Source organism: Shinella sp. G-2 (assembly GCF_050172695.1).
Taxonomy (GTDB): domain Bacteria; phylum Pseudomonadota; class Alphaproteobacteria; order Rhizobiales; family Rhizobiaceae; genus Shinella.
Genome location: NZ_JBBEYH010000013.1, coordinates 12,097 through 33,841, shown reverse-complemented (window position 1 = coordinate 33,841; position 21,745 = coordinate 12,097). Strand labels below are relative to the sequence as shown.

23 protein-coding genes are annotated in these 21,745 nt (G+C 66.3%); 10 read left to right on the top strand and 13 right to left on the bottom strand.

The genetic code is table 11. The annotated features are described in order from the left end of the window. Positions 1-18: 18 nt before the first annotated feature. Together V8U06_RS18690 and V8U06_RS18685 are read right to left on the bottom strand one after the other, a co-directional pair. Entirely contained in the window at positions 19-1,116 is a 1,098-nt protein-coding gene (locus V8U06_RS18690; protein WP_226922025.1) for an ABC transporter ATP-binding protein, read from the bottom strand. Then, complete coding sequence (locus V8U06_RS18685; protein WP_226922026.1) at positions 1,113-2,486, bottom strand: aminotransferase; 1,374 nt, start codon at positions 2,484-2,486, stop codon at positions 1,113-1,115. The genes V8U06_RS18690 and V8U06_RS18685 overlap by 4 nt, the downstream gene beginning before the upstream one ends. Positions 2,487-2,647: 161 nt before the next feature. On the opposite strand from V8U06_RS18685, the gene V8U06_RS18680 reads away from it, so the two are divergent. Next, positions 2,648-3,142 carry an IclR family transcriptional regulator domain-containing protein gene (locus V8U06_RS18680; RefSeq protein ID WP_427141958.1) on the top strand — a complete coding sequence of 165 codons (495 nt, stop codon included), beginning with the start codon at positions 2,648-2,650 and terminating at the stop codon, positions 3,140-3,142. Positions 3,143-3,214: 72 nt separating this feature from the next. Here the strand turns inward: V8U06_RS18680 and V8U06_RS18675 are convergent, their stop codons facing one another. From V8U06_RS18675 to V8U06_RS18640, 8 genes are read right to left on the bottom strand one after another with little or no spacing between them, the layout of a single operon-like run. Next, entirely contained in the window at positions 3,215-4,114 is a 900-nt protein-coding gene (locus tag V8U06_RS18675) for an amidohydrolase family protein (protein WP_427141957.1), read from the bottom strand. Further along, positions 4,111-4,509 carry a RidA family protein gene (locus V8U06_RS18670; RefSeq protein ID WP_427141956.1) on the bottom strand — a complete coding sequence of 133 codons (399 nt, stop codon included), beginning with the start codon at positions 4,507-4,509 and terminating at the stop codon, positions 4,111-4,113. The genes V8U06_RS18675 and V8U06_RS18670 overlap by 4 nt, the downstream gene beginning before the upstream one ends. Continuing rightward, positions 4,506-4,829 (bottom strand): hypothetical protein, encoded by a 324-nt coding sequence (locus V8U06_RS18665; RefSeq protein WP_427141955.1) that lies wholly within the window; start codon positions 4,827-4,829, stop codon positions 4,506-4,508. Before V8U06_RS18665 ends, V8U06_RS18670 begins: the two co-directional genes overlap by 4 nt. Before the next feature lie 20 nt (positions 4,830-4,849). Beyond that, on the bottom strand, positions 4,850-6,277 hold the full coding sequence (locus tag V8U06_RS18660; protein WP_427141954.1) for an NAD-dependent succinate-semialdehyde dehydrogenase: 1,428 nt from the start codon (positions 6,275-6,277) through the stop codon (positions 4,850-4,852). A gap of 12 nt (positions 6,278-6,289) precedes the next feature. Further along, on the bottom strand, positions 6,290-6,622 hold the full coding sequence (locus tag V8U06_RS18655) for a cupin domain-containing protein (RefSeq protein WP_226922032.1): 333 nt from the start codon (positions 6,620-6,622) through the stop codon (positions 6,290-6,292). Between the two features lie 11 nt (positions 6,623-6,633). Then, a complete protein-coding gene (locus V8U06_RS18650; protein ID WP_427141953.1) occupies positions 6,634-7,395 on the bottom strand; it encodes an HpcH/HpaI aldolase family protein in 762 nt (253 codons plus the stop codon). After that, positions 7,392-8,312 carry a DUF6282 family protein gene (locus V8U06_RS18645; protein ID WP_427141952.1) on the bottom strand — a complete coding sequence of 307 codons (921 nt, stop codon included), beginning with the start codon at positions 8,310-8,312 and terminating at the stop codon, positions 7,392-7,394. The genes V8U06_RS18650 and V8U06_RS18645 overlap by 4 nt, the downstream gene beginning before the upstream one ends. A gap of 20 nt (positions 8,313-8,332) precedes the next feature. Then, positions 8,333-9,376, bottom strand: coding sequence for a hypothetical protein (locus V8U06_RS18640; RefSeq protein ID WP_427141951.1), 1,044 nt, complete (start codon positions 9,374-9,376; stop codon positions 8,333-8,335). A gap of 317 nt (positions 9,377-9,693) precedes the next feature. Here V8U06_RS18640 and V8U06_RS18635 point away from each other — a divergent pair, with 317 nt between their 5' ends. The 4 genes from V8U06_RS18635 to V8U06_RS18620 all read left to right on the top strand — a co-directional run bounded on the left by V8U06_RS18635 (position 9,694) and on the right by V8U06_RS18620 (position 13,518). Further along, positions 9,694-10,995, top strand: coding sequence for an MFS transporter (locus V8U06_RS18635; protein WP_427141950.1), 1,302 nt, complete (start codon positions 9,694-9,696; stop codon positions 10,993-10,995). Positions 10,996-11,298: 303 nt separating this feature from the next. Then, the gene (locus tag V8U06_RS18630) at positions 11,299-12,018 is read left to right on the top strand and encodes an ABC transporter permease (protein WP_427141949.1); all 720 of its coding nucleotides are present in this window, start codon (positions 11,299-11,301) and stop codon (positions 12,016-12,018) included. Next, entirely contained in the window at positions 12,018-12,746 is a 729-nt protein-coding gene (locus V8U06_RS18625) for an ABC transporter permease (RefSeq protein ID WP_427141948.1), read from the top strand. The genes V8U06_RS18630 and V8U06_RS18625 overlap by 1 nt, the downstream gene beginning before the upstream one ends. Then, a complete protein-coding gene (locus V8U06_RS18620; protein ID WP_427141947.1) occupies positions 12,739-13,518 on the top strand; it encodes an ABC transporter ATP-binding protein in 780 nt (259 codons plus the stop codon). The genes V8U06_RS18625 and V8U06_RS18620 overlap by 8 nt, the downstream gene beginning before the upstream one ends. 18 nt (positions 13,519-13,536) lie before the next feature. Here V8U06_RS18620 and V8U06_RS18615 read toward each other — a convergent pair whose 3' ends face one another. After that, on the bottom strand, positions 13,537-14,421 hold the full coding sequence (locus V8U06_RS18615) for a MurR/RpiR family transcriptional regulator (RefSeq protein ID WP_427141946.1): 885 nt from the start codon (positions 14,419-14,421) through the stop codon (positions 13,537-13,539). Positions 14,422-14,523: 102 nt separating this feature from the next. On the opposite strand from V8U06_RS18615, the gene V8U06_RS18610 reads away from it, so the two are divergent. The 3 genes from V8U06_RS18610 to V8U06_RS18600 are packed head-to-tail and all read left to right on the top strand — an operon-like array spanning position 14,524 to position 17,937. Further along, positions 14,524-15,810, top strand: coding sequence for an NAD(P)/FAD-dependent oxidoreductase (locus tag V8U06_RS18610; RefSeq protein ID WP_427141945.1), 1,287 nt, complete (start codon positions 14,524-14,526; stop codon positions 15,808-15,810). A gap of 24 nt (positions 15,811-15,834) precedes the next feature. Beyond that, positions 15,835-17,034, top strand: coding sequence for an amidohydrolase family protein (locus tag V8U06_RS18605; RefSeq protein WP_427141944.1), 1,200 nt, complete (start codon positions 15,835-15,837; stop codon positions 17,032-17,034). A gap of 54 nt (positions 17,035-17,088) precedes the next feature. Next, a complete protein-coding gene (locus V8U06_RS18600) occupies positions 17,089-17,937 on the top strand; it encodes a transporter substrate-binding domain-containing protein (RefSeq protein WP_427141943.1) in 849 nt (282 codons plus the stop codon). Between the two features lie 86 nt (positions 17,938-18,023). On the opposite strand, the gene V8U06_RS18595 is transcribed toward V8U06_RS18600, so the two are convergent. Both V8U06_RS18595 and V8U06_RS18590 read right to left on the bottom strand, forming a co-directional pair. Next, positions 18,024-18,812: an EAL domain-containing protein gene (locus tag V8U06_RS18595; protein WP_427141942.1), complete on the bottom strand. Its 789-nt coding sequence runs from the start codon at positions 18,810-18,812 to the stop codon at positions 18,024-18,026. Between the two features lie 60 nt (positions 18,813-18,872). Further along, positions 18,873-19,460 carry a hypothetical protein gene (locus V8U06_RS18590; RefSeq protein WP_427141941.1) on the bottom strand — a complete coding sequence of 196 codons (588 nt, stop codon included), beginning with the start codon at positions 19,458-19,460 and terminating at the stop codon, positions 18,873-18,875. Positions 19,461-19,733: 273 nt separating this feature from the next. Here V8U06_RS18590 and V8U06_RS18585 point away from each other — a divergent pair, with 273 nt between their 5' ends. Together V8U06_RS18585 and V8U06_RS18580 are read left to right on the top strand one after the other, a co-directional pair. Continuing rightward, positions 19,734-21,104 carry a sensor histidine kinase gene (locus tag V8U06_RS18585; RefSeq protein WP_427141940.1) on the top strand — a complete coding sequence of 457 codons (1,371 nt, stop codon included), beginning with the start codon at positions 19,734-19,736 and terminating at the stop codon, positions 21,102-21,104. Then, entirely contained in the window at positions 21,101-21,742 is a 642-nt protein-coding gene (locus V8U06_RS18580) for a response regulator (RefSeq protein ID WP_226922046.1), read from the top strand. Before V8U06_RS18585 ends, V8U06_RS18580 begins: the two co-directional genes overlap by 4 nt. The last annotated feature ends 3 nt before the right edge of the window (positions 21,743-21,745 follow it).

Sequence of the window (21,745 nt, the reverse complement as noted above, 5' to 3'; positions counted from 1 at the left end):
TTCGTTTGAAGTCATGCACTATGCGAGAACCAGCGCATCGGCCGCCGGCACGGAGAGCGACACCGTCCCGCCGGCCCCCGGCAGGCAGGCGCCCGATTGCGGATTGAGTTTGATCTGCAGCGATTGCCCGCCCGGTATGTCCACGCGCACCCGCACATGGTCGCCATGGAAGGCGCTTTCGCTGACGGTACCGTCGAGCCGGTTCGGCCCGGCGGCAGCAGGCGAAATGGATTCCGGCCGCGCGACGAAGACGGCGGGGCCGCCCACCGCAAGCCCCTCGCCCGCCCGCGCAGAAAGCACGGTGCCGCCGGCAAGGCGGATGTCGGCCATGCCGTCCGAAAGCGCCGTCACGGTGCCTTCCAGCATGTTGGTTTCGCCGAGGAAGCTCGCGACGAAGCGGTTGCGCGGCCGGGTGTAGATCTCGGTCGGCGAGGTGATCTGCTGGATGCGGCCCTGATGGAAGACCGCGACGCGGTCCGACATGGTCAGCGCCTCGTCCTGGTCATGCGTGACATAGACGAAGGTGAGGCCGAGCTGGCGGTGGATGTTCTTGATCTCGGTCTGCATCTGCTCGCGCAGCGCCTTGTCGAGCGCGCCGAGCGGTTCGTCCATCAGCACCATGCGCGGCCGGTAGACGAGCGCGCGGGCAAGCGCCACGCGCTGCTGCTGGCCGCCCGAAAGCTGAGCGGGATGGCGGTCGGCGAAACTGGTGAGATGCACCAGCGCCAGCGCCTCTTCCACCCGCCGCCGCCGCTCGGCCGCATCGACCTTGCGCACGCCGAGCGGGAAGGCGATGTTTTCCGCCACGCTCATATGCGGGAACAGCGCGTAGCTCTGGAACACCACGCCCATGTCGCGCCGGTAGGGCGGCAGGCCGGTAATGTCGCGGCCCTCGAAGGTGATGGTGCCGGCATCCGGCCACTCGAAGCCGGCCAGCATCATCAGCGTCGTCGTCTTGCCCGAGCCGCTGGGGCCGAGCAATGTCAGGAACTCGCCCCTGGCGATGTCGAGATCCAGCCCGTCGACCACGGTCGTCTTGCCGTCGTACCGCTTGGTGACGGACCGGAAGGAAACGATGGGAGCCCCCTCTCCCGTCTGGCGCTCCGGGCTCGTCATCGGCCGAGCTGCCCCTCTACCTCTTCGATGCCACCCTTGACGGCGGCGACGATGGCCTCGATGTCACCGGGCGCGGCGACGAGGGGCGGCGAGAAGACCAGCGTCGGTCCCAGCGCCCGCAGCAGCACGCCGCGCGCCTTCACGGCGTCGGCGACCTTCGCCCCGATGCCGGCGGCCGGCGCGAAGGGCCGCTTTTCCGCCTTGTCCTCGACGAATTCAACGGCGGCCATCAGGCCGATGCCGCGCACGTCGCCGACGATGGAGGAGCCGGCGAGAGCCCGAAGCCCGTCCTGCAGGATCGGCGCCTTGGCGCGCACCTGGCCGCAGATGTCGATCTCGTCGTAGATTTTCAGCGTCTCGTTCGCGACGGCAGCACCCACCGGATGGCCGCCATAGGTGTAGCCGTGGCCGAAGCCGCCGAGTTGCGCGGTGAAATCGGCGACCGCCTGGTAGACGCGGTCTGTCATCATCAGCGCAGAGATGGGGAAATAGGCCGAGGACAGACCCTTGGCGCAGGTCAGCATGTCCGGTTCCAGCCCATAGAGCTGCGAGCCCCAATAGGCGCCCGTACGTCCGAAGCCGCAGATCACCTCGTCGGCGACGAACAGGATCTCGTATTTGCGCAGGATGCGCTGGACATGATCGAAATAGCCGCGCGGCGGCACCACGACACCGCCCGTGCCCATGACGGGCTCGGCGAAGAAGGCGGAGATCGTCTCCGGCCCCTCGCGCAGGATCAGCGCCTCCAGCTCCTCGCCGAGGCGGGCCGAATAGGCCTCCTCCGTCTCGTCCGCCAGCATGCCGCGGTAAGTGTCCGGGCAGGAGACGTGCAGGAAGCCCGGCAGCGGCAGGCCCCAGCCATTGTGCATGTTGGGCAGGCCCGTGAGGCTGGCCGAGGCGATGGTCGTGCCGTGATAGGCGCGCTGACGACCGATGATCTTGCGCTTTTCCGGTTTGCCGATGGCCGCGTGGTAGAACCAGGAAAGCTTGATTGCCGTATCGACCGCCTCCGAGCCGGACGCCTGGAACAGCGCCTTGGACATCGGCGACGGGGCGCGGGCGATCAGCGCCTCGGCAAGATCGATCACCGGCTCGCTGGTGCGATGGGCGAAGGTCTGGATATAGGGCAGCTTGAGCATCTGGGCATGGGCGACCTCGACGAGACGGCGCTCGGAATAGCCGAGCGAGGCGCACCACAGGCCCGCCATGCCGTCGATGAGCTGCTGCCCGTCCGTATCGCTTATGCGAACACCGTCACCCGAATCGACGATGGCCGGCCCTACCTGCTCATGCAGGCGAAAATTGGTCTGAGGATGGGCGTGGAATTTGATATCGCGACCCGAAGCGGAGTTTGGAATAATCTGATTCATCACAGGCCCTCCCGTCTATCGTTTCACATTATAAAATTGCGTTTTGCATTACAAGACAAATTTTGTACAAATGCAAAGCGGACTTGTGCACCGGCCATCGGGGCGTTAGCTCTTGGAAACGGAATGCAGGCGGAACGCATCAACGAACGGGGAAACACGCGATGAATGAAAAGATGCGCTCGGACGGGGGTGTAAAATCCGTTCAGATGGCGTTCGATGTGCTGGAGGCCGTGGCGGCGGCGCCGGACGAGATCGGCGTGCGGCAGGGCAGCGAACTGGTGCTGCATGGCACGGCGCAGGGCAAGATCGCGCTTGCCTTCAGCCGCAAGCCGCTGCTCCAGCAGATCCTGCGCAAGCCGCTTACGGCGCTTACCGATCAGACGCTGACGGATCCCGCGGCGCTGGAGGCCGATATCGAACGCGCCCGCCGGCAGGGCTATATCACCGCCGCCAACGAAGAGACCTTCGGCATCAATGCGGTGGCCGCTCCGGTGCTCGACGGCACCGGCGACCTTGCCGGCACCATCGCCATCGTCGGCTCCATCCAGAACATCAAGGCGACGCCCGACGAGGCCCAGGTGCAGGCGCTCCTGAAGGCGAGCCTGCGCATCTCCTGGAACCTCGGCTACGACAAGATGGCGATCGGCAACCGCTAGAGTTTGTCAGGGAAAAGTGGAAACCGGTTTTCCCTGACAAACGAAAACAAAAGAATTGAGAGCATGTCCGGTTCAATCTGAGCCTGACATGCTCCAGGCCGGAAAGCCGAAGAGGGCGGCGGGGTTGTCGCTGAGGATCGTGCGCAGCAGGGCCTTGTCGCCATCGCAGTAGCGGTTGAGGAGGTCCAGAAGATCGCCGTCATTGGGCGGCGGTGTCTTCGACAGGGGATGCGGCCAGTCGCTTGCCCAGAGCACGCGGTCGGGCGCGGCGGAGATATAGGTGCGGGCGATCCCCGCCGCATCGGCCCAGGGCGGCCCTTCCGCCGAAATCTTGTGTCCGTTGGACAGCAGCACCCAGACATTGCCGCGCCGGAGGAGGTCGCAGACCTTCGCCACGGTCGGACCGTCCAGACCCTCGCGGATATCCGGCCGGCCCATATGGTCGATGACGACGGGCAGATCGAGCGTCTCATAGAGCGAAACGCTGTCGAGAATGCCCGCCTGCCCCGGCTGGATCTTGATGTACCAGCCAAGCTCCTTCGCCCGCGCAACGGCGCGCGCGAAGGCCGCCTCGTCGGGCAGCAGATTGACCGCGCCGAGGAAATTGAACCGCGCGCCGCGCACCCCCGCCGCATCGAGCAGGCCGATGGCACGGTCGTCGAGGTCGAGAAGCGAGGCGCCGATGGTGCAGCCGCGATAGTTTGGGCCGGCAATGGCAAGCGCATCCAGCATCGCGCTGTTGTCCGTGCCGTAGGTGGTCGCCTGCACGATGACGCCGCGCGCAATGCCGAGGACCGCGTGCATGCGCAGCGCCTCGGCAATGGTCGCCCGCGGCATCTGGTAGGCCGCGCCCGGCCGCACGGGATAGGTCTCCGGCGGACCGAAGACGTGGAACTGGCAATCCGTCGCCCCGGCCGGCACCGCAAAGGCGGGGCCGTGCGGGGCGGGATCGAAGGGGAAATACTCGCTCATGGCGCGGTTTCCTTCTCGGGCAGAACAGCGACGAAATCGCATTGGATTTCCAGCCGCCCCTCAAGGTCAGCCTGAAGGCTATGGCGCGCCGGGCGGCTCGCCTCATCCGGGAACATTGCCAGCCATTCCCGGTTCAGCGCCTCGCGCCGCGACCGGTCACGCATCCAGACGGTGATTTTCAGGATATCGTCCGTCGTGCCGCCGGCCGTTTCCACGATGCTGCGCACATGCGCGAACAGGAAACGGCACTGCGCCTCCATGCCCTCGGCGACCTCGCCGGTCTCGGGATCGACGCCGTTGATGATGCCCGACATCACGAGATTGCCGATCCGCGCGGCATTGGGGATGGGATTCTTGTGCCGGAATCCCGGAATGTGGATGGAAACGCGTCTCACAGGATCACTCCCTGCAGCAGCCAGAGGACGAGGATGAGGATGAGACCGGCCAGCACGGTGAGCCAGGCACTGCCGACCAGCGCCCGATGTCCGGCGAGCGGTACGCCGGCCCGCCGGACGGCGGCGAGCGCCGCCTCGAATTCCGCCGCACGCGGAAAAGCGAAGCGGTGCTCGCGCCCGGCGATGACCAAATCTAGCGTCATCGCCGCCCGGTCGGCGACGCAGCCGGTCGCCTCCGTGAGCCGGGCCGCGAAGTCCGGTTCGCCGCCCTCAAGGGCAGCGATGGCGACGGGGTCGGTAACGAGATGCCGGAACTCCATGACCCACCCCGCCCCTTTCGCTAGGCGCCGATCTGGCTGACGAACTTGTGCGCGAGATAGGCTTCCAGCCCCTCGCTGCCGCCTTCGCTGCCGTGGCCGCTATCCTTGACACCGCCGAAGGGCGTTTCGGACGCAGCAAGGCCGAAATGGTTGATCGAGACCATGCCGGACTCGACCTCGTCGGCAAGGCGGGCGGCATTCGCGCTGGAACGAGTGAAGGCATAGGCCCCGAGGCCGACCGGCAGACGGTTCGCCTCCGCGATCGCCGCATCCAGCCCGTCGAAGCGGTTGACGATGGCAAGCGGCCCGAAGGGTTCTTCGCTCATCACCCTCGCGGCCAGCGGCACGTCGGCCAGCACCGTCGGCGCATAGAAATTGCCCTGGTTGCCGATGCGCCGGCCGCCGGTGACGAGCCTCGCGCCCTTTTCCACCGCATCGCGCACCAATCCGTCGATGGCATCGATGCGCCGTGCATGGGCGAGTGGCCCCATCTGCGTGCCCGCCGCCGCGCCGTCGCCGACGACAAGGCCTTCGGCAATGGTCGTGAAGCGTTCGAGGAAGTTTTCATGCACCGCGCTGTCGACGAGATAACGCGTCGGCGAGGTGCAGATCTGGCCCGCATTCCGGAATTTCGTGCCGGCTCCGAGCGTCGCCACGGCCGCCACATCGACGTCGCCGCAGACGATGAACGGCGCATGGCCGCCAAGCTCCATGGTCGTGCGCTTGAGGTGCTGGCCCGCCATCGCCGCAAGCTGCCGCCCGACCGCGACCGAACCGGTGAAGGAGATCTTGCGGATGACAGGGGACGGAATGAGGTGGCCGGAAATCTCCGCCGGCACGCCGAAGACGAGATTGACGACGCCGGCCGGCACGCCCGCCTCCGCGAAACATTTGACGAGTTCGATGGCGCAGGTCGGCGTTTCCTCCGGCGCCTTGGCGATGATGGTGCAGCCGGCGGCGAGCGCCGCCGCGATCTTGCGCACCAGCTGCCCGCAGGGGAAGTTCCACGGGCTGAAGGCGGCAACGGGGCCCACGGGTTCGGCGACAGTCATCTGCCGCGCGCCGGGAATGCGCGAGGGAATGACGCGGCCATAGGCGCGGCGGCCTTCCTGTGCATACCAGTCGATGAAATCGGCGGTCGCGCCCGCTTCCATGCGCGCCTCGGCCAGCGGCTTGCCCTGCTCGCGGGTAATGGCGGCGGCGATGGTCTCGGCGCGCTCGCGCACGAGGCCGGCGGCCTTGGCGAGGATCTGGTAGCGTTCGAAGGCGGTGGTGCGCCGCCAGGCGGCGAAGCTGCGCTCGGCGGCGGCAAGCGCCCGGTCGAGATCGGTGGCCTCAGCGAAGGCGACGTCACCGATCTCCTGGCCGGTCGCGGGATTGACGACTTTGCCGCGGCGCGTGCCGCTGCCGGCGGTCCAGGCGCCGTCGATGAACAGGGATGCGGTCATGGGCTGATCCTCTCAGGCATATTCGGGGCGGGCGGGGGTAAAGACATCGAGGTTGAAGGCCGGCTCGTCGCCGACCACCTCGACATAATGCGTGACGCCGCCCGGAATCTTGGCAAGACCGCCCGGCCCCAGCCGCACCACGTCGTCGCCGATGTGGAAATCGACGAGGCCGGAAAGGATGTAGACGATCTGCTCGTTGGGGTGGGAATGCGGCCGTGTCTCGTGGCCCGGCCAGAGCCGATGCAGCGCCAGCGTCGCGCCGTCACCGGAAAAGGCCTTGCGCTCGATGCCCGGACGCACCGGCGTCCAGTCCATGGCTTCCCAATCGACCGTATGGATGTTCATGTCTGCCTCCGTCATTCGTGTGAGGCGGCATCCGCCAGACGCTTCACACGCCGGGCCTCGGCGAGGAGAAAGCTCTGGTCCGAGCCGCAGATGAAGAAAGTGATGCCGAGCCGCCGATAGGCTGCGATGGCCTCCGGCGCGCCGACATAGATGCCGACCGTGCGGCCGTGCCGGCGTCCGGCCTCAGCCACCGTCTCGATGGCATGGGCAAGACGCGGATCGTCCGGCTTGCAGCCGAGCGACAGGGCAAGGTCGGCCGGGCCGATGAAGAGCACGTCGACGCCCTCCATCGCGGCGATGGCGTCGATGCCTTCGACCGCCTCCGCATCCTCGATCTGCACCGCGATCACCCGCTCACCGTCGGCACGCTCGCGGTAGGCCGCGGGCATGTCGGTGCCATAACCGCCCGCGCGCACCGAGGGCGAGAAGCCCCGGCGGCCGCGGTGGAAATCGGCGGCCTCCAGCACGGCAAGCGCATCTTCCGGTCCGCGCACATGCGGCACGACCACGCCGCGCGCGCCGAGATCCAGCACGGACGCGATGGCCGAGGCATCGTTGCGCGCCACGCGCACCAGCAACGGCCAGCCGCCCGAGCAGGCGACCATGCGGTCGATATCGGCCACGGTGACGGGCGCATGCTCGCCGTCCGCGACGGCGAAATCCAGTCCGGCGCGGGAGAGGATTTCGACGGAATGGAAGGCCGGCGTCTTGAGGAACGTGCCGACCAGCACATCGCCCCGTCGCACACGCGCCGTGAAGGACGCGTCGCTCATCCCGCGTCCCCGATGAACTCGGCGGCGTTGGTGGCGACCATCTTGCGGATATCCGCCTTGGCGTAACCGAGATCGAGCAGCAGGCCGATCATCTGGCGGAAGCCCTCGACGGGCGTCGGGTTGTTCTTCTGCCCGAGATCGGAACCGAAGAAGGTGTTGTCGACGCCGGCGGCGGCGATGACCTTCCTCAGATGATCGTGGTCGAAGAGGTAGAAGGTGGACGGCACGAACATGCAGATCGAATGCTCGATCTTCACACCCATGCGGGCGAGCTGCGCGACGTCCTCGAAGGAGCCGTCGTTCACATAGGTCGGGTGGTTGAGGAAGAGCCGCGTGACGCCGCGGGCCTTGGCCTCCTCGTAGAACGGCCAGAGCTCGTCAATATGGTGATGGCCACCGGAGACCGCCGCATCGGCCTGCGCCACCAGGTCGAGGATCAGCTTCACCTCGTCCAGCACCACGCCCTTGTCGTCGATCAGCCGGCAGCCGACGGGCGCCACGGTCTTCTTGCTATTGACGGGGAACTTGTTCTTGAAGTCCGCGTCCTTCTTGTCGTGGTCGAGATGGTTCTGCGCATGGGCGGTCGCCATCCAGACGATGCGCGCGCCCTGCTTCAGCGCATAGTCGACCGCGCTCGGATTGAGCCCGCCGAGCGGGTTGTTGAGCACGATGGCGCCCAGCGTCTTCACCTGGCTCGGATAGTGCTTGTTGATGAGATGGGCGATGGGCATGGTCGGGTAGTAGTGGTCCTTCAGCAGGACCTTCGCCATGCCGGCCTCGGCCGCCTGCGCCACCACCTCGATATGGTCCACGATGCGCGGCATCAGCGAGGGGCCGCTGTGGACGTGAAGATCCACCGCCCCCTGCATCAGTTCGGAAATCTCTGCCTCGCGCTTGGCGTCAACGGTTTCGCTCATCTTCTCCTCCTGCCGGCGTCTCAGGCCGGGATAAACTTGCGCCAGTGCTCGCCGATCAGCGGCATCTCGGCAAAACTCTTGCGGCGGTCCGCGCTGATGCCGATCGCCTCGATGGCGGTCAGGTCTTTTTCGGCGAGCCAGCGGTCGAGATCGGCAAGGCTCTCGGTGATTGCCGCATAGCCGCGCATCATCACGGCCGAGGCCATGCCCACCGCCGAGGCGCCGGACAGAAGCATGCGGGCGATATCCAGCCCGCTCTGTGCGCCATTGATGCCGACGAGCGGCGCATCGCGGCCGAGCCGGGCGCGCGTCAGCGCCAGCCACTGGCAGGTCAACGGCAGATTCCAGTAGCCGCCGACCGCAAGGCTCGTTCCGAGAAACGGATCGAGCGTTTCGACATCCGGAACGAATCCAAGCAATCGGCCAGCCATGACGACGCTGTTCGCGCCGCTGTCGAAGGCCGCCTCGGCAAGCTCGGGCACCCGCTCGCTCTGCCCCGTCAGCTTGATGGCGAGCGGCAGGGAGACCGTGGCGCGGATGCGCGAGACGATCATCCGCACGCGCTCTGGCAGAAGCTCCGTCGAGACAGCCCCCTTGGCGGCCTGGCTCGCATAGGGCGTGCCGATATTGAATTCGAGCGCGCGCAAGCCCGCCTGCTCGACCTGCCGGGCAAGCCCCTCCGCCTGATCGAGATCGGCGAGAATGAGGCTCGCAACCAGCAGGCAATCGTGCTGACGCGCGACCTTGTCGAGCGCGACCGCCTGGGAAAGCCATTGATCGAAGGCTTGCGGCGCCAGGCCCGAACGGCTGGCCAGTGTTACATCCGCCGGCGCATCGGGGCCCCAGGCAGCCGGCCGCCAGTCCGGCCCGAAGGCCATGTATTCGGCCCTCAGCAACTGATCCTTGGCCGCCTGCGACTCGTTGGTCGATTTGACGACGACGGCACCGGCGCCCGCCCGGATGGCCCGCTCGACGCCGGAAGCGTCGATCATGTGTTCCCCGGCCGCGGCAATCAGCGGATTTTTCAGCTCCAGCGCGCCGATGCGGCAATGCAGACGGTCCATGAAACGATCTCCTCGCGTTTTGATTTACAAAACATCGTTTCATTTTGCAATACGCTTTAATCCCTCTGCGAAACACCGCAGGAGAAATCCCGATGATGATTGCCACCGCCAATCATTCGAGATTTCAATGGAAGACATCCCGATATTTAATTTCGGAATTCACCTGATGATCCGTATACAGGAAGCGTCAGCCGCCGATCCGGCGAGGCCGCATCCGGCTTTCCGGCAACACTGCCCGCTCCGCCGCCCCATCGAGACGAAGGGAAGGATGCCCGCGCCCTGGCGCGATCGCGCAGCCATGCCCGGAAAGCCCTGCCATGCCGCATCCCGAGACCGCCACCCTGTCGAAGCCCGTTCCCGGCGCGCCCGGCGAAGGGCCGCGCGCGTCCGGCGGACTTGTCGGGCGGGTCGCCGCATCGCTCATCCTCTACCCGCGCTACCGGCTGCTGTGGCTTTCGAACCTCTTCTTTTTCGCCGGCGTCTGGACGCAGACGCTCGTGCTCGGCTGGCTGGTTTTCGAGATCACCCATTCGGAATTTTCCGTCGCCATCTTCACGGCGGCGCGGCTCCTGCCGATGATGCTGGGACCGATCGCGGGCGTGGTTTCGGACCGGTTCGACCGGCCGAAACTGCTGCTCTTCGCCTCCGGCTGGGCCTTTTGCGCCATTTCCACCGTGGCGCTCCTCGTCGCGCTCGACCGCATATCCTTCTGGGGTCTCGTCTTCGGCGGCTTCTGCATCGGCCTTGCGCAATCGCCCTCACAGCCGGCGCGCTTCTCGCTGGTCGCCGAACTTGTCGGCCGCAAGAGCCTCAGCAATGCCAATGCGCTCAACTCCATCGTCTTCAGCATGACGCAGGTGATCGGCCCGGCGCTTGGCGGCGCCATGATCGCGGCCTTCGGCGCGGCCGCGGCGCTCGCCATTTCGGCCCTGTGGTATCTGGTCTCCTTCCTGGCGCTCTGGCCGCTGCGCTCCGTCCGCAACAGTCGGGATATCCACAAGGAAAGCCTCGGCGCGCTCCTCGCAACCGGCTTCCGGACCATCCGGTCGAACCGGCTGCTCACCTGCGTGCTCGGCATCACCTTCGCCGCCAACATCTTCCTCTGGCCGGTCTATCACGGCTTCATGCCCGTCATCGCCAAGGAGCATCTCGGACTGTCGCCGCAAGGGCTCGGCTGGCTGCTCGCCTGCGCGGGCGCCGGTGGCCTGACCGGTTCGCTGCTGATCGCCAGCCTCGGCGACTTCCGGTTCAAGGGCGGGCTCTTCGTGCTCGGCACCGCGACCTGGGGCGCCCTCTGGGCACTTTTCGCGCTCTCCTCCTCCGTTCCGCTCTCCTTCACGCTCATGGCTCTCATCGGCCTTGCCGCCTCGCCCTTCGGCATCCTCCAGACGACATTGTTGCTGATGATGACGGAGCCGCATGTGCAGGGCCGCGTCATGGGCATCCAGGAGCTGACCATCGGCGTGATGCCGCTGGCGAGCCTCCTCGTCGGCCTGGCGGCCGAGGCCATCGGCATCGTCCATGTCGCGCTGATCAACGGGGCCGCGCTGGCGGCCTGCCTCATTCTGCTGGCGCTTCGGGTGCCTGCATTGCTGCGCTACAGCGGACGGGTGGACTGACGCACGCGCCGCCAAAGTTGCATACAACAGGCGGAAGCCATCTTTAAGTAAGCCGTCCCATCCCGTGCAAACTGGAAAGCTGCGCGGGATTTTTCTGTCAAAATGCGCGTTTTCAGAAATCAACACAGCCATATTGTCAGCTAATTGACAGAATAATTGTATACAGTTATAAAACTGACAACGCCCTTCCATGGGCGCACCCGCCTGAGGAGCGCGGGCTTACGGAGGAACATCGATGACGGACAAACGGTGGCGTTTCGCCCCCGACGGCAGGGGCGTGCCTGCGCCCGAGGGAGCGCTCTGATGCAGGATGCACTCTTCCTGGATCTCGTCGGTTTCGGCCCCGAAGGCTGGGGCGCTGCGTTGCTGGCGGCGACGGGCATGACGCTCGCGGTGGCGACAGGCGGCTTTGCGGCCGGGTCGATCATCGGCGCCGGCATCACCGCCGCGAAGCTCTCGCGCAGCCGGGCCCTTCGCGCCTTCGGCGACGGCTACACGACCGTACTGCGCGGTATTCCCGACCTTCTCGTCATCTACCTCTTCTATTTCGGCGGCAGCGCGGCGCTAGGCGCGGTCGCCCGCCTCTTCGGGGCAAAGGGCTTCGTCGGCATGCCGGCCTTCATCACGGGCGTGCTCGCCATCGGCGTCGTCTCCGGCGCCTATCAGGCGGAGGTCTTTCGCGGCGCCTTCAACACGATCAGCCGCGGCGAACTCGAAGCGGCGCGTTCCGTCGGCATGGGCACATGGCTGCGCTTTCGCCGCATCATCGCCCCGCAGGTGCTGCGCTACGCCATTCCCGGTCTCGGCAACACCTGGCAGCTCGTCCTGAAGGAATCGGCGCTCATCTCGGTCACCGGCCTCGTCGAACTGCTGCGCCAGTCGCAGATAGCCGCCGGCTCCACCAGCCGACCCTTCGACTTCTACATCACCGCCGCCCTGCTCTATCTCGTGATCACGGCCGCATCCTCCTATCTCTTCCGCCAGGCCGAAGCCCGCTCGCTGCGTGGCGTCAGGAGGGCATGATGGACATCGCCTTTCTCTCCGAAACCTTCCTGCAGCTTCTGTCCGGCGTGCCGCTCACGCTCAATCTGGCCCTTGTTTCCACGGCTCTTGGCGGCATCCTGGCGGTCTTGCTGACACTGATGCGCCTGTCGCCCGTCCGCCCGCTCGGCTGGACCGCGCAGTTCTACGTCTTCGTCTTCCGCGGCACGCCGCTGCTCGTGCAGATGTTCGTCATCTACTACGGCCTCGGCCAGTTCCGGCCGGCCCTGCAGGCCTGGGGCCTCTGGAGCTTCTTCCGCGAGCCCTACTGGTGCGCCATCTTCGCGCTCAGCCTCAACACCGCCGCCTATGCCAGCGAGATCCTGCGCGGCGGCCTGCAGGCCGTGCCGCACCAGCAGGTCGAGGCGGCACGGGCGAGCGGCATGTGGGGTCTGCTGCTCTATCGCCGCATCATCTTCCCCATCGCCCTGCGCCAGGCCCTGCCCGCCTATGCCAGCGAGATCATCCTGATGATCAAGGCGACCTCGCTCGCCTCCGTCATCACCATGCTGGAGGTCACCGGCCTTGCCGCCAAGCTGATCTCCCAGTCCTACCGGGCCCTGGAAGTCTTCATCGTGGCGGGCCTCATCTATCTCGCGCTGAACTTCGCCATCACTCGCCTCGTGGCGTTCATCGAATGGCGGCTGTCGCCGCACCTTCGCCCCATCCCGACACCCGCCTCTCCCGGAGCTGCGCTGCAACATGCCTGAGACCGCCGCCACCACGCCTGCCGTTTCCGTCCGCAATCTGCGCAAGAGTTTTGGCGCCCTGGAGGTGCTGAAGGGCATTTCCTTCGACGCGCAGGAGGGCGAGGTTATTTCCGTGCTCGGGTCCTCGGGCTCCGGCAAGTCGACCATGCTTCGCTGCATCAACATGCTGGAAGTGCCGACCGACGGCGAGATCCACATCGAGGGCGAGGCGATCCGCCTGAAGAACGGCCGCCATGGCCGCCAGCCCGCGGATGTCAGGCAGCTCAGCCGCCTGTGCACGAATGTCGCCATGGTGTTCCAGAGCTTCAATCTCTGGTCCCACATGACGATCCTCGAAAACGTCATGGAAGCCCCTGTTTACGTGCAGAAACGGCCGAAGGCGGAATGCCGCGAGGAGGCGCTCGACCTGCTCGCCAAGGTCGGTATCGCCGACAAGCGCGACTTCTATCCGACGCATCTTTCCGGCGGCCAGCAGCAGCGCGCCGCCATCGCCCGCGCCCTGGCCATGAAACCGAAGGTCATGCTCTTCGACGAACCGACCTCGGCGCTCGATCCGGAACTGGTGGGCGAGGTGCTGCGCGTCATGCGGGCGCTGGCCGACGAGGGACGCACCATGCTGGTCGTGACCCATGAAATGGCCTTCGCTCGCGACGTCTCCAACCGCGTCATCTTCCTGCACAAGGGCCAGATCGAGGAAGACGGCGCGCCGTCGGACGTCTTCACCGCGCCGCGCTCCGAGCGCTTCCGCAAGTTCATCTCCTCGCACGGCTGAGACAGGCGGATGAGGACGCTACTTCAGACTGCGGCTATAGCCCACGAAGCGCTCGTAGAGGCCGGCGACATCGTTCAGCCGCGCCTCGACGGACGGGCCGCAATGGGCGAAGACGCTGTTGAGAAGAAGCTGCAGCAGCGTCCACATGCCGGAGGTCGCGTCCCAGAAGAGGTTGAGGTCCGTCGGCACGGCAAAGACCTCGTCGCCATGGCTCGCCGCCCAGTCGCAGTAGAGGTCGGTGACGATGGTGACGGGCATGCCCCGCTCGGACGCCATGGCGGCAAGCAGCTTGGACTGGTGCGAGTAGCGCCGCGCGTCGATCAGCACGAGCGCGCAGCCGGCCGGATCGGTCAGGAGCACCTCGGCGAAATTGCCGCCGCCGACATCAACCACCGTCACCTCGTCCCGCAGGTAACGCAGCATATGGGCGAAGGCCTCGGCAAGTCCGCGCTCGGTCTGGAAACCGGCAACGAAGACGCGGTCCGCACCGGCGATACGCCGCGCCGCCCGATCCCAGGCCTCCGTCTCGGCATATTCATAGACGCGCACGACCGAGGCGACGGCAAGTTCGAGACTGCGCGCCAGCGCCGTGTCGGTGGCGCTCTTCTGCTGCAGGTCCTTCAGCCGGTCGCCGAGCAGCCAGGGGCTGTCGCTGATGTCGTCCTTCAGCCGGTCCTTGAGGTCCTTGAACCCATCGTAGCCGATCGACCGGCAGAAACGGCCGACCGTCAATTCGCTGACGCCCACCTTCTCGGCGAGGCTGCGCGCGGTCTCGAAGGGCAGGTCGCCGATATGGGCCAGCATGAAATTCGCCAGCGCCTTGCCCGAGGCCGTCGCCTCCGTCGAAGCCACGGCAAGTCGTTGCCGCACCGAACTTTCGTCCACCCAGTTGCCGTTCCGCATGGTTTGTCCGTCGCCTTTCGTCCGCCCGCCAACCGGGCGGGAAGCCCTTCCGTAATGTTATATAATTAACACAACGCAAAATAAAGTCAGAAAACTGTCATCATGTCTCAATCACCCGGACCACTTTCCCCCTTGGAAAACCAGCAATCCGACGCGGATGTGCTGGTGCTCGGCGCCGGCATCATCGGCGTTTCGGTGGCGTTGCACCTGCAGAAGCGCGGCAAGTCCGTGGTGCTGATCGACCGCCGCGCTCCGGGCGAGGAAACGAGCTATGGCAATGCCGGGCTGATCGAACGGGCAAGCGTCATTCCCTATGGCTTTCCGCGGGAAATCGCGACGCTGCTGAAATATGCGACGAACCGCTCCGCCGATGTGCGTTTCCATTGGACCTTCCTGCCGAAAGTCCTGCCGTGGCTGGCCCGCTTCTGGCTGGAATCCTCCAGCCGACGGCTGCGTCGCGCCGCCGCGGACATGCTGCCGCTCATCGAGCGTTCGGTCACCGAACATACGGCGCTGATGAGCGAAGCGGGCGTTCCGCACCGGGCGCGCCGGACCGGCTGGGTGGAAGCCTACCGGAGCGAAAAGGCCTTTGCCGCCGCCAAGCAGGCCGCCCGCGCGCTGGACGCGTTCGGCATCCGCTACGACCTGCTCGGACCGCAGGAGCTTTCCGCCCGCGAGCCGCATCTGACCGGCCATTTTGCCGGGGCCGTGCATTGGCTCGATCCCGCCACCGTTGCCGATCCCGGCGGGCTGGTGGCGGACTATGCCGCGCTCTTCACGCGCCGGGGCGGCACGATCGTTCGCGGCGATGCGGCAGGCCTTGAAGCGCAGGCGGGCCGCTGGAGCCTCCTTGCGGATGGTCGCCGCATCACCGCCGGCGAGGCGGTGGTGGCCCTCGGGCCGTGGTCGGACACGATCTACAAGCCGCTCGGCTACCGCATCCCGCTTGCCGTCAAGCGCGGCTACCATGTTCACATCGAGCCGGCCGGCGACGCCGTGCTCAACCATCCCGTCGTCGACGTGGAGCGCGGTTATCTGCTCGCCCCCATGACACGCGGCATCCGCCTGACGACCGGTATCGAATTTGCGGCCCGCGACGACGCGGCAAGCCCCGTGCAGGTGGACCAGACGGAACCCCATGCCCGCGCGATCTTCCCGCTCGGCCGGCGCGTCGAGCAGACGCCGTGGATGGGCGCGCGGCCCTGCCTGCCGGACATGCGGCCGATCATCGGCCCGGCGCCGCGCCACAAGGGCCTGTGGTTCGCCTTCGGCCACAACCACCACGGCCTGACGCTCGGCCCGGCCACAGGCCGGCTGCTGGCGGAAATGATGACCGGCGAAACGCCCTTCGCCGATCCCGCGCCCTACGCCATGAGCCGTTTCGGCTGAAATCCCGATCCCTGGAGAAACCCGATGTCGACAGATTTTGTTTTCACCAATGTGCGCCCCAACGGAGCGGCGGCCAGCGACGTGGTGATCCGCGGCGGGCGGATCGCCGAAATTCTTCCGCATGGCGCGCAGCCTGCCGTGGCGGGTTTGTCCGTCGTCGACGGCGAAAGCCTTCTCATGCTCCCCGGCCTCGTCGATGCTCATACCCATCTCGACAAGACGCTGCTCGGCATGCCCTGGTACCGCAATGATGTCGGTCTCGAGCTGATCGATCTCATCGAGAACGAGCGCCTGATGAAGCGCGAACTCGGCATCGACCCCGCACGCCAGTCGGCCGTGCAGATCGAGCGCTCCGTCGCCAACGGCACATGCCATATCCGCACCCATGTCGATATCGACACGGAATACGGCCTCGCCGGCCTCCAAGGCGTGCTCGCCTCGCGTGAACGCTACCGCGATATCGTCGACATCGAGATCGTCGCCTTTCCCCAGAGCGGCATGCTGATCCGCCCCGGCACGGTCGAACTGATGGACAGGGCGATGCGTGAAGGCGCGGACGTGGTGGGCGGCCTCGACCCGTCGGGCGTCGACCGCGACCCCAAGGGCCATCTTGACACCGTCTTCGCCATGGCCGAACGCTACGGCAAGCCGGTCGACATTCACCTGCACGAGCCCGACGCGCTCGGCGTCTTCGCCATCGAACTCATCGTGGAACGCACCAGGGCGCTCGGCATGGCGGATCGCGTCACGGTCAGCCACGGCTTCTGCCTCGGCATGCTGGCCGACAAGCCGCTGGCGCGGCTCGCCGGCATGATGGCGGACGCCGGCGTGCACCTGATGACCAAGGGCGGCGCGGCAAGCCCGCGCCCGCCGGTGCTGGACCTCAGCGAAATGGGCGTAAGGATCTGCTCGGGCAGCGATGGCGTGCGCGACACGTGGCAGCCCTTCGGCAATGCCGACATGCTCGACCGCGCCGCCATCATCTCGCAGCGTAACGACTTCATCAACGACGTGCACATCGAGCTGGCGCTCGACCTGTGCACCTATGGTGGCGCCAACACCATGGCGCTCGAAGACTACGGACTGGAGCCCGGCTGCACCGCCACCTTCATTCTGGTGTCCGCCGAGACACGGGCCGACGCCGTCGCATCCCGTCCCGTACGCCGCGCGGTCTACCGCAATGGCATCGCCGTCGCCAGGAACGGCGCGCTTGTCGCCGCCTGAAACAATTCCATTCGAAATCGGCCATTCAAACATCGGCAAGGAGGAGCAGCCAACATGTTGAATAAAATCAGTAAAACAGTCATCGCCGCGCTCGGTATCGCACTCGGTGCATCCGCGGCCTTCGCGCAGGAACCGACGCGCACCATCACGGTGGCGACGGAAGGCGCCTATGCGCCCTGGAACTTCACGGAGGCCGGCGGCAAGCTTGCCGGCTACGAGATCGACATGCTCGAGGACATCTGCCCGCGCATGAAGGTCAAGTGCGACATCATCGTGCAGGATTGGGACGGCCTGATCCCGGCGCTCAATGCCGGCAAGTTCGACGCCATCGTCGCCGGCATGCTGCAGACCGAGGAGCGGGAGAAGGTCATCGCCTTCTCGCGCAACTACGGCACCGGCTCGGCCGCCTTCCTCGTGCGCAAGGATTCGCCGCTCGCCAAGATGCCGCTCGGCAAGCAGGTCGACATGGGCAAGGACAAGGAAGGCGCAAAGGCGGCCGCGGCCGAGATGCTGCCCTTCATGGAGGGCATGGTGATCGGCGCCCAGGGCTCGACGACCGCAGGCCAAATCATGGCCGAGCTCTTCCCGACCGTCGAATTCCGCGAATACAAGACGACCGAACAGCACGATCTCGATCTTGAAGCCGGCCGCGTCGACGGCGTCATGGCCTCGCCCGTCGCGCTCGACCGGGCGCTCGAAAAGATCGGCGGCGACCAGGTGACCTTCGCCGGCACGGAGTTCACCGGCGGCCCGCTCGGCGGCGGCCAGTCCGTCGGCCTGCGCAAGGACGATGCCGAACTGAAGACGCTGTTCGACGACGCGATCAACGCCGCCATTGCCGACGGCACCCTGTCGCGCCTTGCCATCAAGTGGTTCAAGCGGGACATTTCGCCGAAGCACTAGGCCAAGGGTCCGGGAGGCCGCGCATTCGCGCGGCCTTTTCCGTCGCATTGCCCGACGCCGAAGCGGTTCCGCTTCGGCAGGAATGCCTAGTGGACGACGTCGAACGGCCCCCGCGGGGCGCTCGACAGCGACGCGCCATAACCGAAGACGGGTGCAAGCGTCGGCTCCGACAGGAGAAAGCCCTGGACATGGGTCGCACCCGCCATATGGGCGACATCGAGCTGCGCATAGGTCTCGACGCCGGCGACGACGACGAGCGGCGCGGCGGCCAGGGCGAAGCCGACCAGTTGGTAGAGCGGCCGGAACGGCCGGTCGTGAGCAACGACCGGAAAGACGGAATCGATCTTCACGATATCGAAGGCGTGGGCAAGAAGCGTTTCGGCCGGCGAATGGTCGACCCCGAAACGGTCGAGCGCGATCCTGTAGCCGAGGGCGGCCGCCTCGCGGCAGAAGGTCTTGACGATGGCGAGCGTGCCGATCGGCCGGTTTATCGTCAATTCGAGAATGAGCCGGCCGGCAAACGGCTGTTGCGCCTTCAGGAGATCGAGCATCAGCCCGCAGTCGCGTTCGTCCAGAATGCTGCTCACGTTGACATCGCAGCCCAGCACGCCGTCCGGATGATGCGCAAGCCACTCGGCGGCAAGCGACAGCATATGCCGGTCATAGGCGGCGGTGCGCCCGCTCATCTCCAGGTCCTCGACAAACTCCTCGGCCGTCAGGACCAGCCCGCGCGGCAGGACGATGCGGCCGAGGCATTCCGCATAGAGCGTTTCACCGGCATCGGCGACCGTGGTGACCGTCTGGAGCGAAAAGCCGATACGGCTGTGCTTGATCGCCCAGTCGACCAGATCGGCGGTGTGCGCGTTGGTGTCCATGTCTTGCGGCAGCCCCCTCGCCGATGGGCAACCGCTTGCGCGGCGGTTGCCTTTTCGGTGTTACTCGGCGGTTTCCGTGTCCGTTTCCGGAAGCGTCTCGCGGATCTGGTCGATCTTGCCGACCTCGTCGCCGACGCCGAGAATGGACTTGGCCTCATCGACCATCGCGTCCGTCACCACACCATCCTTGGTGAAACCGGCCAGCGCGTCACGCAGCGCTTCGTCGCCGAGCGCCGGATCGGTCGGCTCCACATCGACGCCGTTCGCCGCTTCAAACTCGGCATAGGCGACTGCGTAGGCGGCGATGGCCGTCATGCGCGGATCGTTCGAGTTGAGATAGGCGTGGAAATTGCGATTGAGAGAGCGCAGTCCCGGCGCATGGCGGCTGCCGGTCTCGGTCCGCGCGGCCTTCGCAGCATGGGCTTCGCCGGACTTGCCGCGATGGGATTTCTCGCGGCTGTTGCCGCGCTCCTTCTCCGCACCGCTCGAGGATTTGCCCTGACCGGAGCCGCCGCCATGATCGCCGCCGCCGCCATTGCCGCCCTTCGCGTGGGCAATACCCGCCATGCCGGTGAGGCCGGCGGCGAGCGGTGTGGTTGCGAGCGTCAGTGCCAGAATGCTCCGGGCGATGGTTGTCTTGATAGCCATGAGGGCCTCCTTGCTTTTGCGCATGGCTCGCCTTTCCCGAACGGCGAAGCGAACCGATTGGGGGAACGATAGTGGGCACCCGGCGGCCGTGACACCGTCCCCCGACCATTTCGGCCGGGGTTAGGACCTAAGTCCGGGGACCATGCATCAAAGGTCCCCCGGCAGTGCTTTCCCGGCGGATAGAGCCGGGACCGGCTTGCCAGCGCGGCCCCGCTCCCCTAGCGTCCTTCGCGTCCTTGTTGCCGCGCAGCCGGCATCGATCGAGAGCCTCCGGTGCGCGCCTCAGACGTCCTTTCCCGCTGGAATTCCCAATCCCTCGCCAGGCAGTTCCTGACGATGGGCGGGATCGTTTCGGTCTGCGCCATGGTGGCGATCGGGGCCTTTCTTTCCGGTCGCATCGAAGAGGTGGTGACAAGCAATGCCGCGGCCACGACCGCCCTTTATGTCGACAGCGTCATCGCGCCGATCCTGCCGGACATGCAGCGCAACGAGGTGCTGGACGACACGACGACGCGGGCGCTCGACGAAACGCTGGGACAGGGCGCCCTCGGCAAGCGCCTCCTCCTCTTCCGCCTGTGGCGCGCGGACGGAACCGTTCTCTACGCCGACGATCCCTCCGTGACCGGAACCCGGCGCGCCCTCGACGAGGCCCTGCAAACCGCCTTTTCCGGTCAGATGATGGCCCGCTTCGAGACATCGGACGCAAACGACCGGCCGGTGCTGAAGATCTACAATCCGGTCCTGCAACCCTGGTCGGGCGAGGTCGTCGCCGTTTCCGAATTCCACGAGGTCGCCGACGATTTCCAGCAGAGCCTGTGGCGCGCGCGCCTGCACACCTGGCTTGCCGTCGCCGCCTTCACGCTCGCCTTTTTCGTGCTGCTCTCGGTGATCGTGCTGCGCGGCAGCCGGACCATCGAACAGCAACGCCATGCGCTCAGCCAGCGCGTCGACGACCTGTCCGAACTCCTGGCGCAGAACGAGATGTTGCGCGGCCGGGTGCAACGCGCCTCGCAGCGCGCAACGGCCTTCAACGAAAGTTATCTTCGCCGCATCGGCGCCGACCTGCATGACGGGCCGGCCCAACTCGTCGCCTACGCCTCGCTCCGCCTGGACAGCACGGCACTGCGAAGCGCCGCGACGCCGGAAGCGACGCGCGAACGGGAAGTCGACGCGATCAAGCAGAGCCTCGACGAGGCCATGCGGGAAATCCGCACGATCTGCGGCGGTCTGGTCCTGCCGCAGATCGAGGCGGCGGGCCTTTCCGATCTTCTGCAGCAGAGTGTTGCCGCGCACCGGCAGCGCACGGGATCCGAGGTGGATCTCACCCTTTCCGGCCCACCGGAACGGATTTCACCCGCCATCAAGATCTGCATCTACCGCTTCGTGCAGGAAACCCTGAACAACGCATTCCGCCACGGCGGCGGACGGGGACAACGGGTTGCGCAGCGGATGGAAGACGGGCAGCTCGTCATCGAGGTGGCCGACAGCGGGCCCGGTTTCGAGCCCGGCAGCATCCGTCCCACCAGCCTGGGTCTTGCAGGTCTCAGGGAAAGGATCGAAAGTCTTGGCGGAACATTTGAAATCGCCACATCCGCGAAAGGCACCATCGCGCGCATGACGGCCAGCATCGAGGAAACGAGATGACGAGAATGATACGGATGGCGGTGGTGGACGATCATCCGCTGTTCCGCGAGGGCGTGACCCGCAGCCTGTCGGAGATCGACGGCTTCGAGATCGTCGCCGAAGGCAGCTCCAGCGCGGATGCGATCCGCATCGCCGAGACCTTGCGGCCGGATATTCTTCTGATGGACATCTCCATGCCCGGCAGCGGGCTGGAAGCCATCCCCGCCATCCTGAAGATAGCGCCGGCGCAGAAGATCGTCATGCTGACGGTATCCGAAACGAGCGAAGACGTGACGGCGGCGCTGGAGCGCGGTGCGGCGGGCTATATCCTCAAGGGTGTCGGTGCGCGGGCGCTGGCCGACGCGATCCGGACCGTCGCTTCGGGGGAAAGCTATGTCGCGCCGACCCTTTCGGCCAAGCTGATCACCGCGCGCGGCCAGGCGACGCCGAGCAAGTCGGCCCTCGTCGCCGGCCTCACGCCACGGGAGAGGCAGGTGCTGGAACGCGTCGCCATGGGCATGAGCAACAAGCACGTCGCCATTGAACTCGACCTGCAGGAAAAGACCGTCAAGCATCACATGACGCAGATCCTGACCAAGCTCGGCGTCGCCAACCGCACGGAAGCGGCCATGGCGCTGCGCGACGCGCGGGAGGCATGAGCC